We start from the raw sequence: 13,496 nt of genomic DNA, 5'->3' as shown, positions 1-13,496 counted from the left end.
CGCGCGGCCCGCGGCCCCGCCGCCGCCCCGGCACGCCCCCCGGGGAGCGGTGCGCGGCGAGGGAGCCCTGGTGCCCGTCGTGGAGTGGCTGCGCACCCCCCGGCCCACGGCGGATCCCGGGGTGTGGCGGTTCGGGCACCGGCCACGGCCCGCCGAGGAGCCCGAGCGGGTGCCCGCCCGCCAGTTGCTGAGCGGCGCGGTCATCGCGTACCTCTGCGGCTGGCTGTTCTGGTCGCTGCTCTGGAACGGCTACCTCCAGTTCGGCTGGATCTTCAAGGCCGACTGGTGGCTCCAGCCGCTGTTCTGGGTGCTTCCGGCCGAGTGGCGCAACGCCCACCACGAGCAGTACGCCTTCTTCGTCATCCTCACCTACCTCTACTACGGGCTCGTGCTGGGCCTCATCGCCGTCGGCATGGGACGGGTCGGCAACTGGCACGAGGTCTGGCGGCGTTACGGGGCGCCCGTATGGCCGCTGTTCGTGCTGCTGCCGGGGGTCTGGCGGGAGATCCCGCGCGACCGGGAATGGTGGCTCACCTGGTTCTCGAACTTCTACTACGCGGCCCTGGTGGTCGCCGTCGTCGCCGTGGTCGGCGGCGCGGGACGGTGGCGCGCCCTCACCCGCCGCCGCGGCGACGCCGCGCGGGCCGGACGTCCGGAGCGGCCCGACGAGCCCGGCGCCGACCCGGCGGAATGGCCCGAACTGCGGGACGCCGGAATGTCCGAGGCCGCCGCCCGGCTGGCCGAGGCCACCCGCAGCGGCGCCCTCGGGGACGTCGACTACGCCCGGATCCGCCGCGCCTGGCAGGGCGTGCGCGCCCACCCCGCCCGGCTCGCCGCGTTCGCCGACGCCGTACGGGAGCACGGCGCCGCCGCCTGCGCGCATCCCTCCGGCGTCCGCGACCTGCCCGCCCGCACCGCCACCCACGACCTGCTGACCGGTCAGGTCCGCATCGGCGCCGCCGCCGACCATCCCCGCAACCCCTACGGCCGCCGCACCACCGGCGTCGCCCTGGAACCCGGGCTGCTCGGCACGTCCCTCCTCGCCGTCGGCCCCGCCGGTTCCGGCAAGACCGCGCGGCTCGTCCGGCCCGTCACCGAATCGCTGTGCCTCCAGGCACTCGCGGGCCGCGCCGCGGTCGTCGTCGTCACCGCGCGGAACAGCGGCCTCGCCCCCGACGACATGTTCGACGCCGTCATCGCGGTCGGCGCGCCCGACACCCGGCACGACCTCGACCTGTACGGCGGGGCCGAGGACCCCGACGAGGCCGCCCGGCTCCTCGCGGAGGCCCTGGTCGGTGACCTGCTGCCCGACAGCCGCCGCGCCGTCACCGCCCTGGCCCAGCTCATCGGGCCGTACCGGGCCGCGTACGGGCACTTCCCGGGCGTCCCCGAGCTGCGGGAACTGCTCGGCGGCGCCCCCGACGCCCTCGTGAAGCTGCGCGCCGCCGTCGCCGGGGACCCCGCGGTGCTGCGCGACCTGGACGCCCGGGCCCGGCAGGCCGAGCGGGGCGACGACGTGGCCGTGCTGCTCGCGGAGCGCGTCGCCTTCCTGGACCGCCCGGCCTTCGCGGACTTCTTCCGCACCGGGAGCGGCGGGCGCGCGTTCTCCCTGCGGGCCATCGAGCACCCCCTGCGGGTCCGCGTCGACCTGCCGGAGCGCGGGCACGCCGAGGCGTCCCGGATCGTGGCCCGGCTGCTGCTTGCCCAGTTCACGGACGCCGCGCTGAACCGCGCGGACCGGTCCCTGTTCGCCTGCCTCGTCCTGGACGACGCCACCGACACGGTGAGTGCCGACGCCGTCCGGGGCGTCCAGCGGCTGCGGTCCGCCCATGCGGGCGTGGTCCTCGCGCTGCGCACCCTGGAGGACGTGCCAGAGGCCCTGCGCGGCCCGCTGCTGGGCGCGGTCGGCTGCCGCATGGCCTTCGCGGGCCTCGCCCCCTGGGACGGCGGGCGGTTCGCGGAACTGTGGGGGACGGAGTGGGTGCAGACCCGGGACGTGACCGACCGCCAGATCGTCGCGGACGAGCCGTTCACCCGGTTCCTGCACGCCATGCGCCGCCTGGTCACCGGCCGGGGACCGACCGCGCAGGCGGTCACCGTCCGCGAGGTGGAGCGCCAGCGCTGGTCCGCGTCGGACCTCTCACACGAAGTGCCCGCCGGGCACGCGGTCCTGTCCCTCACGTCCGTGGAGGGCGAGCACGCGCCGCCGCTGCTGGTGGACCTGCGGGGCTGACCGGTCGCCCGCGGCCGGGGCGCCGCCTGCCGCTCCCGGGCCCGTCCCTGCCCGGCGGGTGTCCGAGGGCGGGCCGGTCCCGCGGTGCGGGGCGGAGCACCGGTCCGGGAAGGGGGAGGCGAGGGGAAGCCCCGCCCCAGTCGTACGAGGTGGCAGAATCGAAGCGCGGCGTTCATACGGGACGGCGCAAAACCCCGCCAGAAGGCCCGCATGCCGCTCACCCTCGCCTCCCTCGTCCAGCACTCCGCGCTGAAGCTCACCGTCCGCGCCGGTGAGGACCGCCTCGACACGCCCGTCCGCTGGGCGCACGTCAGCGAGCTGGCCGACCCCGTCCCGTACATGGAGGGCGGCGAGCTGCTGCTCACCACAGCCATGACGCTCGACGCGGAGGACGCGGAGGCGATGCGCCGTTATGTGCGGCGGCTCGCGGACGCGGGCGTCATCGGCGTCGGCTTCGCCGTGGGCGTGAACTACGACGCGCTCCCGGGAGCCCTGCTGGACGCCGCCCGCGACGCGGACATGCCGCTGCTGGAGGTCCCGCGCCGCACCCCGTTCCTCGCCATCTCCAAGGCCGTCTCGGCCGCCCTCGCCGCCGACCAGTACCGGGCCGTCACAGCGGGGTTCGAGGCGCAGCGGGAGATGACGCGGGCAGCCCTCGCGGAGGGGCCGGACGCCGTCGTCGCCCGGCTGGCCGCACACGTCGACGGGTGGGCCGCGCTGTACGACGCGTCCGGCGCCGTGGTGACCGCCGCACCCGACTGGGCGGCCAGGAGGGCGGCCCGGCTGGCCCCGGACGTGCAGCGGCTGCGGGAACGGGCCGCCCCGGCGAGCGCCGTGGTGGGCGGTACGGAGGACAGGGTCGAACTGCAGTCGCTCGGTACGGGGCGGCGGGTCCGGGGCGCGCTCGCCGTCGGCACGGGCGCGCCGCTGGGCACGGCGGAGCGGTACGCCGTCCACTCCGCGATCGCCCTGCTGACCCTGACGACCGAGCGGTCCCGCTCGCTCCAGGCCGCCGAGCAGCGGCTCGGCGCGGCGGTGCTGCGCATGATGCTGGCCGGCCAGCCCGAACACGCGCGCACGGTCGCGGGCGACCTGTACGGCGGGCTGCTGGACGCCCCGTTCCGGCTGCTGATCGCGGAGGCGGCGGGCGGTGACCCGGAAGCCGGGGCCGAGCCGCCGCTCACCAGGCTGGCCGAGGTTCTGGAGGCGGCTGCCGCCCGCGCGGGCGAGGCGGTGCTGACGGTGCCGGAGGGCGACGACCGGCTCGTGGTCGTGGCCGCCGACGGGGGAGCCGTGGTGGGCGCGTGCGCGGCGTACGGGGAGAAGGAGGCCGACGAGGCCGGCGGCTACCTGGGGCTGTCCGCCCCGACCGGCCCCATAGCCGCCGCGGGTGCCTACAAGCAGGCCGAGCAGGCCCTGTCGGTGGCCCGCCGCCGGGGCCGCGCCCTGGTGGAGCACGAGGACCTGGCCGCGGGCTCCCTGCTGCCGCTCCTCGCGGACGACGCCGTACGGGCCTTCGCGGACGGCATGCTGCGGGCCCTGTACGAGCATGACGCGACCGGGCGCGGGGACCTTGTCGCGTCCCTGCGCGCGTGGCTGTCCCGGCACGGGCAGTGGGACGCCGCGGCGGCGGACCTGGGAGTCCACCGGCACACCCTGCGCTACCGGATGCGGCGCGTGGAGGAGATCCTGGGCCGCTCCCTCGACGACCCGGACGTCCGTATGGAGTTGTGGCTCGCTCTGAAGGCCACGGGGGAGCGGCCCGCGTGACACGGGGGCAGGGCCCCATGAACCCGGGCCCGTAACCGGCTCGACTTCCCGGAATCTGCCCGGATCCGGGCAGATTCTTTGGTGTTCGGGTCGAGTGATCTCTACTCTCCCGTTCATGACAACCCCTGCCGTCGAGTCGGTGTCCGCTTCGCCCGGCTCGCCGCCACCCGCTGCCCGCCGCCGGATCGGCGGCGCCGTCTGGGGCGCCCTCGCGATCGTGTACGCCGTCTGGGGCTCCACCTACCTCGGCATCCGCGTGGTCGTCGAGACCATGCCTCCGTTCCTCTCCGCCGGAGTCCGGTTCGCCGTCGCCGGGCTCCTGCTGGCCGCGTTCCTCGCCTGGCGGCAGGGTCCCGCCGTGCTCAGGGTGACCCGTGCCCAGCTCGGCTCCGCCGCGCTCGTCGGCCTGCTGCTGCTCCTCGGCGGAAACGGCCTGGTCGTCCTGGCGGAGACCTCCGTGCCGTCCGGGCTGGCCGCACTGCTCGTCGCGGCCGTCCCCGCCTGGGTCGTCCTGCTGCGCACCGCGTCCGGGGAGCGCCCCGGCCTTGGTGCGTACCTCGGCGTCCTCCTCGGTCTCGCGGGGCTCGCCGTCCTCACGCTCCCCGGCCTCAGCGGGGACGTCCGGCCCGGCGGGGTGCTGCTGGTGCTCCTCGGGACCGTCCTGTGGTCCGTCGGGTCCTTCTCGTCGTCCCGCATCCCGCTGCCCCGCAACCCGTTCACGGCCAGCGCCTACGAGATGGCGGCCGGCGGACTCGGCTGCCTGCTCGTCGGACTGGCCCGGGGGGAACACCACGGCTTCGACCCGGCCGCCGTGTCGGCCCGTTCGTGGACGGCTCTCGCGTACCTGATCCTCTTCGGCTCGCTGATCGCCTTCACCGCGTACGCCTGGCTCCTGCAGACCGCCCCGCTGTCGCTCGTCGCCACCTACGCCTACGTCAACCCGGTCGTCGCCGTCCTGCTCGGCGCGCTGGTCCTGGGCGAGGCCGTCACCTGGCCCCTCGTGCTCGGCGGCACGGTCGTCGTGGCCGGGGTGTGCCTCATCGTCAGCACCGAGCGCCGCACCTGAGCGTCCGGGCGTGGAGCACCCCGAAGCCCCGCTCGCCGGGACAGCCTCCCCCGTTTCCCGGGCTCCCGGTACCCGGCCTCCCCGTATCTGCCGAACCGGCGGACCCGGCGACACGACCACTCCACCGCGGACAAGCCCCGACCCGGGTCTTCCGGCCTACCGTGTCAGCAGAGCACCAAGCGCACACGCACACCTCCTACTCGGAAGGGCCGGGATCGCGATGACCGCCACCCACGCCTTCTGGCTCGCCGGCCGCCAGGCCACCGGCGACGCCACCTTCGACGTCACCTCCCCCTGGGACGGCCGTCTCGTCGGACAGGTCAGCGTGCCCACCGAGGCCCAGGTCGAAGAGGCCGTGGCCGCCGCGCACGCCGTCCTCGACGAGTTCGCCGCCACGCCCGCCCACGTCCGGGCCGCCGCCCTCGACCACGTGTCCAAGCGGCTCGCGGAGCGCTCCGAGGAGATCGCCCAGCTGATCTCCGCCGAGAACGGCAAGCCGGTCAAGTGGGCCCGCGGCGAGGTCGGCCGCGCCGTCTCCGTGTTCCGCTTCGCCGCCGAGGAGGCCCGCCGCTTCAACGGCGGCGACGCCCAGCGCCTCGACACCGACGCCGGCGGCACGGGCCGCCTCGCCCTGACCCGCCGCTTCCCCAAGGGCGTCGTCCTGGGCATCGCGCCGTTCAACTTCCCGCTGAACCTGTGCGCCCACAAGGTCGCCCCGGCCATCGCCGTCGGCGCGCCCATCATCCTGAAGCCCGCCCCGGCCACCCCGCTGTCCGCCCTGGTCCTGGGCGAACTGCTGGCCGAGACCGACCTGCCGGCCGGCTCCTGGTCGGTGCTGCCGGTGCCGAACGACCGGATGCCCGCCCTCGTCCAGGACGAACGCCTCCCGGTCATCTCCTTCACCGGCTCCGACAAGGTCGGCTACGCCATCCAGCGGTCCGTGCCGCACAAGCACTGCACCCTGGAACTCGGCGGCAACGCCGCGGCCGTGATCCTCTCCGACTGGGCCTCCGAGGAGGACCTGGACTGGGCCGCCAGCCGCGTCGCCACCTTCTCCAACTACCAGGGCGGCCAGTCCTGCATCTCCGTGCAGCGGGTCATCGCGGACACGTCGGTCTACGACCGGCTCGTCCCGAAGATCGTCGCCGCCGTCGAGGCGCAGGGCACCGGGGACCCGTCCGACGAAGCCACCGACGTCGGCCCCCTGGTCAGCGAGGACGCCGCCAAGCGTGTCGAGAACTGGGTGGACGAGGCCGTCAAGGGCGGCGCGAAGCTGCTCACCGGCGGCAGCCGCGAGGGCGCCAGCTACGCCCCGACCGTGCTGGCCGACATCCCGGCCGACTCCACCCTCGCCTGCGAGGAGGTCTTCGGTCCCGTCCTCACCCTCCACCGGGCGGACAGCGAGGAGGAGGCCTTCGCGGAGGTCAACAACTCCAAGTTCGGCCTCCAGTCCGGCGTCTTCACCCACGACATGAAGACCGCTTTCCGCGCCCACCGCGCCCTGGAGGTCGGCGGCGTGATCATCGGCGACGTCCCCTCCTACCGCGCCGACCAGATGCCGTACGGCGGTGCCAAGCAGTCCGGCGTCGGCCGTGAGGGTGTCCGCTACGCGATGGACGACTACACCTACGAGCGGGTGCTGGTTCTCACGGGCCTCGCCCTGTAAGCCGCGCGAGCCGCCGTACACCACTCGTACGGCTCACGATCCGGCGGCCGGTGCCCACTGTGCGGGGGCACCGGCCGTCTTTTCGTACCGACGGTCATCGGGTAATACGGATGGGTAGCACCGACCGGTAGGACGACCGGCCGGCCGCCCCCGACACACGGCGAGGTGAGCCCCCATGTCCGGCCCCCACCAGCAGCCCAAAGTCTCCGAGCGCGAGGCCCGCGAGGTCGCGGAGGCCGCACGTGAGCAGGAATGGCAGAAGCCCAGCTTCGCCAAGGAGCTGTTCCTCGGCCGCTTCCGCCTCGACCTCATCCACCCGCATCCCCTCCCCGGCCCCGAGGACACCCAGCGGGGCGAGGAGTTCCTGGCCAAGCTCCGCGACTTCTGCGAGACGAAGATCGACGGCGCGCTCATCGAACGCGAGGCCCGCATCCCCGACGCCGTCGTCGACGGCCTGAAGGAGATCGGCGCCTTCGGCATGAAGATCGACACCCGGTACGGCGGGCTCGGCCTCACCCAGGTGTACTACAACAAGGCCCTCGCCCTCGTGGGCTCCGTCAACCCCGCGGTGGGTGCCCTGCTGTCCGCGCATCAGTCGATCGGCGTACCGCAGCCCCTGAAGCTCTTCGGCACCCAGGAGCAGAAGGACGCGTTCCTGCCCCGCCTGGCCCGCACCGACGTCAGCGCCTTCCTGCTCACCGAGCCCGACGTCGGCTCCGATCCGGCCCGTCTCGCCACCACAGCCGTCCCCGACGGCGACGACTACGTGATCGACGGCGTCAAACTGTGGACCACCAACGGCGTCGTCGCGGACCTCCTCGTCGTCATGGCCCGCGTGCCCCGGTCGGAGGGCCACAGGGGCGGCATCACCGCGTTCGTCGTCGAGGCCGCCTCCGAGGGCGTCACGGTCGAGAACCGCAACGCCTTCATGGGCCTGCGCGGCCTGGAGAACGGCGTCACCCGCTTCCACCGGGTCCGCGTCCCCGCCGCCAACCGCATCGGCCCCGAGGGCGCCGGTCTGAAGATCGCGCTCACCACGCTCAACACCGGCAGACTCTCCCTGCCCGCCGCCTGCGCGGGCGCCGGCAAGTGGTGTCTCAAGATCGCCCGCGAGTGGAGCGCGGTCCGCGAACAGTGGGGCAAGCCGGTCGCCGAGCACGAGGCCGTGGGCGCCAAGATCTCCTTCATCGCCGCCACCACCTTCGCCCTCGAAGCCCTCGTCGACCTCTCCAGCCAGATGGCCGACGAGGACCGCAACGACATCCGCATCGAAGCCGCCCTCGCCAAGCTGTACGGCTCCGAGGCGGCCTGGCTGATGGCCGACGAACTGGTCCAGATCCGCGGCGGCCGGGGCTACGAGACCGCCGAGTCCCTCGCCGCCCGCGGCGAACGCCCCGTCCCCGCCGAGCAGCTCCTGCGCGACCTGAGGATCAACCGCATCTTCGAGGGCTCGACGGAGATCATGCACCTGATGATCGCCCGCGAGGCCGTCGACGCGCACCTGAGCGTCGCCGGGGACCTCATCGACCCCGACAAGTCCCTGGGCGACAAGGCGAAGGCGGGCGCCCACGCCACGGCCTTCTACGCGCGCTGGCTCCCGAGACTCGCGGCCGGCCGCGGCCAGGTCCCCGGCGCGTACGGCGACTTCCACCCGTCCGGCCACCCCGACCTCGCCCGGCACCTCCGGTACGTCGAACGAACCTCCCGCAGACTCGCGCGCTCCACCTTCTACGCCATGTCCCGCTGGCAGGGCCGGATGGAGACCAAACAGGGCTTCCTCGGCCGGATCGTCGACATCGGCGCCGAGCTGTTCGCCATGAGCGCCGCGTGCGTCCGCGCCGAACTCCTCCGCTCTCGGGGCGAGAACGGCCGCGCCGCGTACGAACTGGCCGACGCCTTCTGCCGCCAGTCCCGGCTGCGGGCGGAGGAGCTGTTCGGCCGCCTGTGGGCCAACACCGACGACCTGGACCGCCGTGTCGTCAAGGGCGTCCTGGCAGGACGCTACACCTGGCTGGAGGAGGGCATCCTCGACCCCACCGGCGAGGGCCCCTGGATCGCTGACGCGACGCCGGGCCCCACGAACCGCCCGAACGTCCACCGCCCGATCCGTTAGGGCCCTTCCCCGCCCCGCTCCTCCCGCGACCAGTGGCACGGACCAGGTCGCGGGAACGGGCGGGACGGGGAAAGACCCCCGTGGTCACCCGCACGCGCCGGATGCCGCAAGAATGGGGACCATGAGCGACAGCGCCCCCGCCCCACTCGCAGATCCGCACATCGCCTTCGATCCGGCCGAAGGCCGCCGGGACATCGTGGTCCTCGGCTCCACCGGGTCCATCGGCACCCAGGCCATCGACCTGGTGCTGCGCAACCCCGACCGCTTCCGGGTCACCGCGCTCTCCGCCGCCGGCGGCCGGGCCGGCCTCCTCGCGGAGCAGGCGCACCGGCTGAAGGTGCGCACGGTCGCCGTGGCCCGCGAGGACGCCGTGCCCGCGCTGCGCGAGGCGCTCACCGCGCTCTACGGCTCCGAGCCGCTCCCCGAGATCCTGGCCGGCCCCGACGCCGCCGCGCAGCTCGCCGCCTCCGACTGCCACACCGTCCTCAACGGCATCACCGGCTCCATCGGCCTCGCCCCGACCCTCGCCGCCCTGGAGGCGGGCCGCACCCTCGCCCTCGCCAACAAGGAGTCGCTCATCGTCGGCGGCCCGCTGGTGAAGGCGCTGGCCAAGCCGGGCCAGATCATCCCGGTCGACTCGGAGCACGCCGCGCTGTTCCAGGCGCTCGCCGCGGGCACCCGCGCCGACGTCCGCAAACTGGTCGTCACCGCGTCCGGCGGCCCCTTCCGCGGCCGTACGAAGGCGGAACTCGCCACCGTCACCGTGGAGGACGCCCTCGCCCACCCCACGTGGGCCATGGGCCCGGTCATCACCGTCAACAGCGCCACCCTCGTGAACAAGGGCCTGGAGGTCATCGAGGCGCACCTGCTGTACGACATCCCCTTCGACCGCATCGAGGTCGTCGTCCACCCCCAGTCGTACGTGCACTCGATGGTGGAGTTCACCGACGGTTCCACGCTCGCCCAGGCCACCCCGCCGGACATGCGCGGCCCCATCGCCATCGGCCTCGGCTGGCCGCACCGGGTCGCGGACGCGGCCCCCGCCTTCGACTGGTCGCAGGCCTCCGCCTGGGAGTTCTTCCCGCTCGACGACGAGGCCTTCCCGTCCGTCGCGCTCGCCCGGCACGTCGGCGAACTCGGCGGGACCGCCCCGGCGGTGTTCAACGCCGCGAACGAGGAGTGCGTCGACGCGTTCCTCAGGGGCGCCCTGCCCTTCAACGCCATCATGGACACCGTCACCGAGGTCGTCGGCGCACACGGAACCCCCGCCCCGGGAACTTCACTGACGGTGACGGACGTCTTGGAAGCGGAGACCTGGGCCCGCGCCCGGGCTCGCGAACGGGCGGCCGAAGCCGCGAAGACGACGGTGGAGGTACGCGCATGACGGTCCTGCTGACAGTCCTCGGCATCGCCCTGTTCGCCCTCGGGCTGCTCATCTCCATCGCCTGGCACGAACTCGGCCACCTCTCCACGGCCAAGCTCTTCGGCATCCGTGTGCCGCAGTACATGGTCGGCTTCGGCCCCACCCTCTGGTCCCGGAAGAAGGGCGAGACCGAGTACGGGATCAAGGCCGTCCCGATGGGCGGCTACATCCGGATGATCGGCATGTTCCCGCCCGGCGACGACGGCCGGATCGAGGCCCGCTCCACGTCCCCGTTCCGCGGCATGATCGAGGACGCCCGCTCGGCGGCGTACGAGGAGCTCCAGCCCGGCGACGAGAAGCGGCTCTTCTACACGCGCAAGCCGTGGAAGCGCGTCATCGTGATGTTCGCGGGCCCCTTCATGAACCTGGTTCTCGCGGTCGCGATCTTCCTCGGCGTCGCCATGAGCTTCGGCTTCGCCACCCAGACCACCGAGGTCGCGGGCGTTCAGAAGTGCATCATCCCGCAGAGCGCCGAGCGCGACACCTGCGCCCAGGGCGACGCGGTGTCCCCGGCTCACGCCGCGGGACTGAAGGAGGGCGACAGGATCGTCGCCTTCAACGGCGAACCGGTAGGCGACTGGAACACCCTGTCCGCCAGGATCCGCGACACCATCGGCCCGGCCACCCTCACCGTCCAGCGCGGCGGCGAACAGGTCGACCTGCACCCGACCCTCGCCAAGAACACGGTGGCCGCGAAGGACGCCGACGGCGAGGTCGTCCCGGGCGAGTTCGTGGAGGCCGGCTACCTCGGCTTCGCCTCCAGGACCGAGATCGTCCCGCTCGGCCTCGGTGAGTCCGTGGACCGCATGGGCGACATGATCGAGGACGGTGCCACCGCCGTCGTCAAGCTCCCGTCCAAGATCCCCGACCTGTGGGACGCGACCTTCGGGGACGGCGAGCGCAAGGCCGACTCCCCGGTGGGCATCGTCGGCGCCGCCCGCCTCAGCGGCGAGGTGATGAACCTCGACATGCCGACGCAGAACATCGTCGCGACGTTCATGCTCCTGCTCGCCATGTTCAACCTCTCGCTGTTCCTCTTCAACATGCTTCCGCTGCTCCCGCTGGACGGAGGGCACATCGCGGGCGCGCTGTGGGAGTCCGTCCGCCGGAACACGGCGAAGGTGCTGCGGCGGCCCGACCCGGGCCCGTTCGACGTCGCGAAGCTCATGCCGGTCGCGTACGTCGTCGCGGGGCTCTTCATCTGCTTCACGCTGCTGGTCGTGCTGGCCGACATCGTGAACCCGGTGAAGATCTCGTAACCACCCGTCACTCCCCATCACCACGAACACGCGGCCGGGCGCACTGGTGTGCCCGGCCGCTCCCATCGAGTGGCGCACACCAGCGCGATGTGAGTCCGGGAGCGCCGCACCTGTAATCTCGGAGGCCTGGAGCCCGCCGATATCGGGACCTCGATCGTCGATCCACACCTTGGGGTTGCACAGCTGATGACCGCGATTTCTCTCGGTATCCCGTCCGTTCCGACCAAGCTGGCCGACCGCCGCGTCAGCCGCAGGATCCAGGTCGGGTCCGTGGCCGTCGGCGGAGACGCGCCCGTGTCGGTGCAGTCCATGACCACCACCCGGACCTCCGACATCGGCGCCACGCTCCAGCAGATCGCGGAGCTGACCGCGTCCGGCTGCCAGATCGTCCGTGTGGCCTGCCCGACGCAGGACGACGCCGACGCGCTGCCGATCATCGCGAAGAAGTCCCAGATCCCCGTCATCGCGGACATCCACTTCCAGCCGAAGTACGTGTTCGCGGCGATCGAGGCCGGGTGCGCGGCGGTCCGCGTCAACCCGGGCAACATCAAGAAGTTCGACGACCAGGTCAAGGAGATCGCCAAGGCGGCGAAGGACCACGGCACGCCGATCCGCATCGGTGTCAACGCCGGATCCCTCGACAAGCGGCTGCTGGAGAAGTACGGCAAGGCCACGCCCGAGGCGCTGGTCGAGTCCGCGCTGTGGGAGGCGTCGCTCTTCGAGGAGCACGACTTCCGCGACATCAAGATCTCGGTCAAGCACAACGACCCGGTCGTCATGGTCAACGCCTACCGGCAGCTCGCCGCGCAGTGCGACTACCCGCTGCACCTCGGCGTCACCGAGGCGGGCCCGGCCTTCCAGGGCACGATCAAGTCGGCGGTCGCGTTCGGGGCGCTGCTGAGCGAGGGCATCGGTGACACGATCCGCGTCTCCCTGTCGGCCCCGCCCGCGGAGGAGGTCAAGGTCGGCATCCAGATCCTGGAGTCGCTGAACCTGCGCCAGCGCCGCCTGGAGATCGTCTCCTGCCCGTCCTGCGGGCGCGCCCAGGTCGACGTCTACAAGCTGGCCGACCAGGTCTCGGCGGGCCTGGAGGGCATGGAGGTGCCGCTGCGCGTCGCCGTCATGGGCTGCGTCGTCAACGGCCCCGGTGAGGCCCGCGAGGCCGACCTGGGCGTGGCCTCCGGCAACGGCAAGGGCCAGATCTTCGTGAAGGGCGAGGTCATCAAGACGGTTCCGGAATCGAAGATCGTCGAGACGCTGATCGAGGAGGCGATGAAGATCGCCGCCCAGATGGAGGCCGAGGGCGTCCTCTCGGGCGAACCCGAGGTCTCGGTGAGCTGACCGCTCGCAACGCGCAGGCCCCGCCCCGTGTGGCGGGGCCTGCGCGTGTCCGGCAGCGCGGCGCACGGGGCGCGGGCCGGAACGGGGACACAGGGCGTTCGGATCACGGCGCCGTTCCGCCGTCCCCGCCCCCCTCTCCCGAGCACTTGAGGCAGGGGGCCCGCATACGGGACGCAGGCCCGCAGCGAGGCACAGCCGACGCCCGGCCCCACGCATCTCGCCGCGGCGAGAAGGCGCACCGCTCCCGGTCCGCGGCGTCCCGGCCGCCGTCCTCCTGCGCCGCCGCGCCGACAGCGGCGGCTCCAGGCGGCGGGTCCCCGCGGCCCGTCTCCCGCGCCCGCTCGATCCCGTCCGGCACCATGGCCCCGCGCCTCCGCCGGCAGCGCGTGCAGCGGCCCGCACGGCGTCCGGGGACGCCATCCGTGCCGGACACGGCGGGCCCTGGCGGGGAAACCCCTGCGCCGGCACGTGCTCCGATCCGGCCCTGCCGGCGTGCGGTCGCCTCGCCGGGGCGGGCGCACGGAGGAAGCCGGCCCCGCAGCGGCGGGGCCGCCTCCTGCCCGAGCGCAGCCGGGGCCTGGCGGAGGTGATCGGGCCCCGCCGTGCCGCGGGGCCACTCACGAGC

General features: G+C 73.5%; 8 protein-coding genes. All 8 read left to right on the top strand.

Annotation, left to right across the window (positions count from 1 at the left end):
* Nucleotides 1–49: 49 nt before the first annotated feature.
* The 8 genes from I3F58_RS28020 to ispG all read left to right on the top strand — a co-directional run bounded on the left by I3F58_RS28020 (nt 50) and on the right by ispG (nt 12,871).
* A complete protein-coding gene (locus I3F58_RS28020; RefSeq protein WP_374208052.1) occupies nt 50–2,233 on the top strand; it encodes an ATP/GTP-binding protein in 2,184 nt (727 codons plus the stop codon).
* Nucleotides 2,234–2,443: 210 nt separating this feature from the next.
* A complete protein-coding gene (locus tag I3F58_RS28015) occupies nt 2,444–4,003 on the top strand; it encodes a PucR family transcriptional regulator (RefSeq protein WP_240111510.1) in 1,560 nt (519 codons plus the stop codon).
* Nucleotides 4,004–4,118: 115 nt separating this feature from the next.
* A complete protein-coding gene (locus tag I3F58_RS28010) occupies nt 4,119–5,069 on the top strand; it encodes an EamA family transporter (protein WP_240111509.1) in 951 nt (316 codons plus the stop codon).
* 220 nt (nt 5,070–5,289) lie between these two features.
* Nucleotides 5,290–6,735 (top strand): aldehyde dehydrogenase family protein, encoded by a 1,446-nt coding sequence (locus tag I3F58_RS28005; RefSeq protein ID WP_240111508.1) that lies wholly within the window; start codon nt 5,290–5,292, stop codon nt 6,733–6,735.
* Between the two features lie 175 nt (nt 6,736–6,910).
* Nucleotides 6,911–8,848 carry an acyl-CoA dehydrogenase family protein gene (locus I3F58_RS28000; protein WP_240111507.1) on the top strand — a complete coding sequence of 646 codons (1,938 nt, stop codon included), beginning with the start codon at nt 6,911–6,913 and terminating at the stop codon, nt 8,846–8,848.
* A 121-nt stretch (nt 8,849–8,969) separates the two neighbouring features.
* The gene (gene dxr, locus I3F58_RS27995) at nt 8,970–10,232 is read left to right on the top strand and encodes a 1-deoxy-D-xylulose-5-phosphate reductoisomerase (RefSeq protein WP_240111506.1); all 1,263 of its coding nucleotides are present in this window, start codon (nt 8,970–8,972) and stop codon (nt 10,230–10,232) included.
* Nucleotides 10,229–11,530 (top strand): RIP metalloprotease, encoded by a 1,302-nt coding sequence (locus I3F58_RS27990; RefSeq protein ID WP_240111505.1) that lies wholly within the window; start codon nt 10,229–10,231, stop codon nt 11,528–11,530. The genes dxr and I3F58_RS27990 overlap by 4 nt, the downstream gene beginning before the upstream one ends.
* Nucleotides 11,531–11,716: 186 nt before the next feature.
* Nucleotides 11,717–12,871: a flavodoxin-dependent (E)-4-hydroxy-3-methylbut-2-enyl-diphosphate synthase gene (gene ispG / locus I3F58_RS27985; protein WP_240111504.1), complete on the top strand. Its 1,155-nt coding sequence runs from the start codon at nt 11,717–11,719 to the stop codon at nt 12,869–12,871.
* Nucleotides 12,872–13,496: the final 625 nt, after the last annotated feature.

This window comes from Streptomyces sp. MUM 203J (assembly GCF_022414595.1).
Taxonomy (GTDB): Bacteria; Actinomycetota; Actinomycetes; order Streptomycetales; family Streptomycetaceae; genus Streptomyces.
This window is presented reverse-complemented; position numbering and strand designations above follow the sequence as displayed.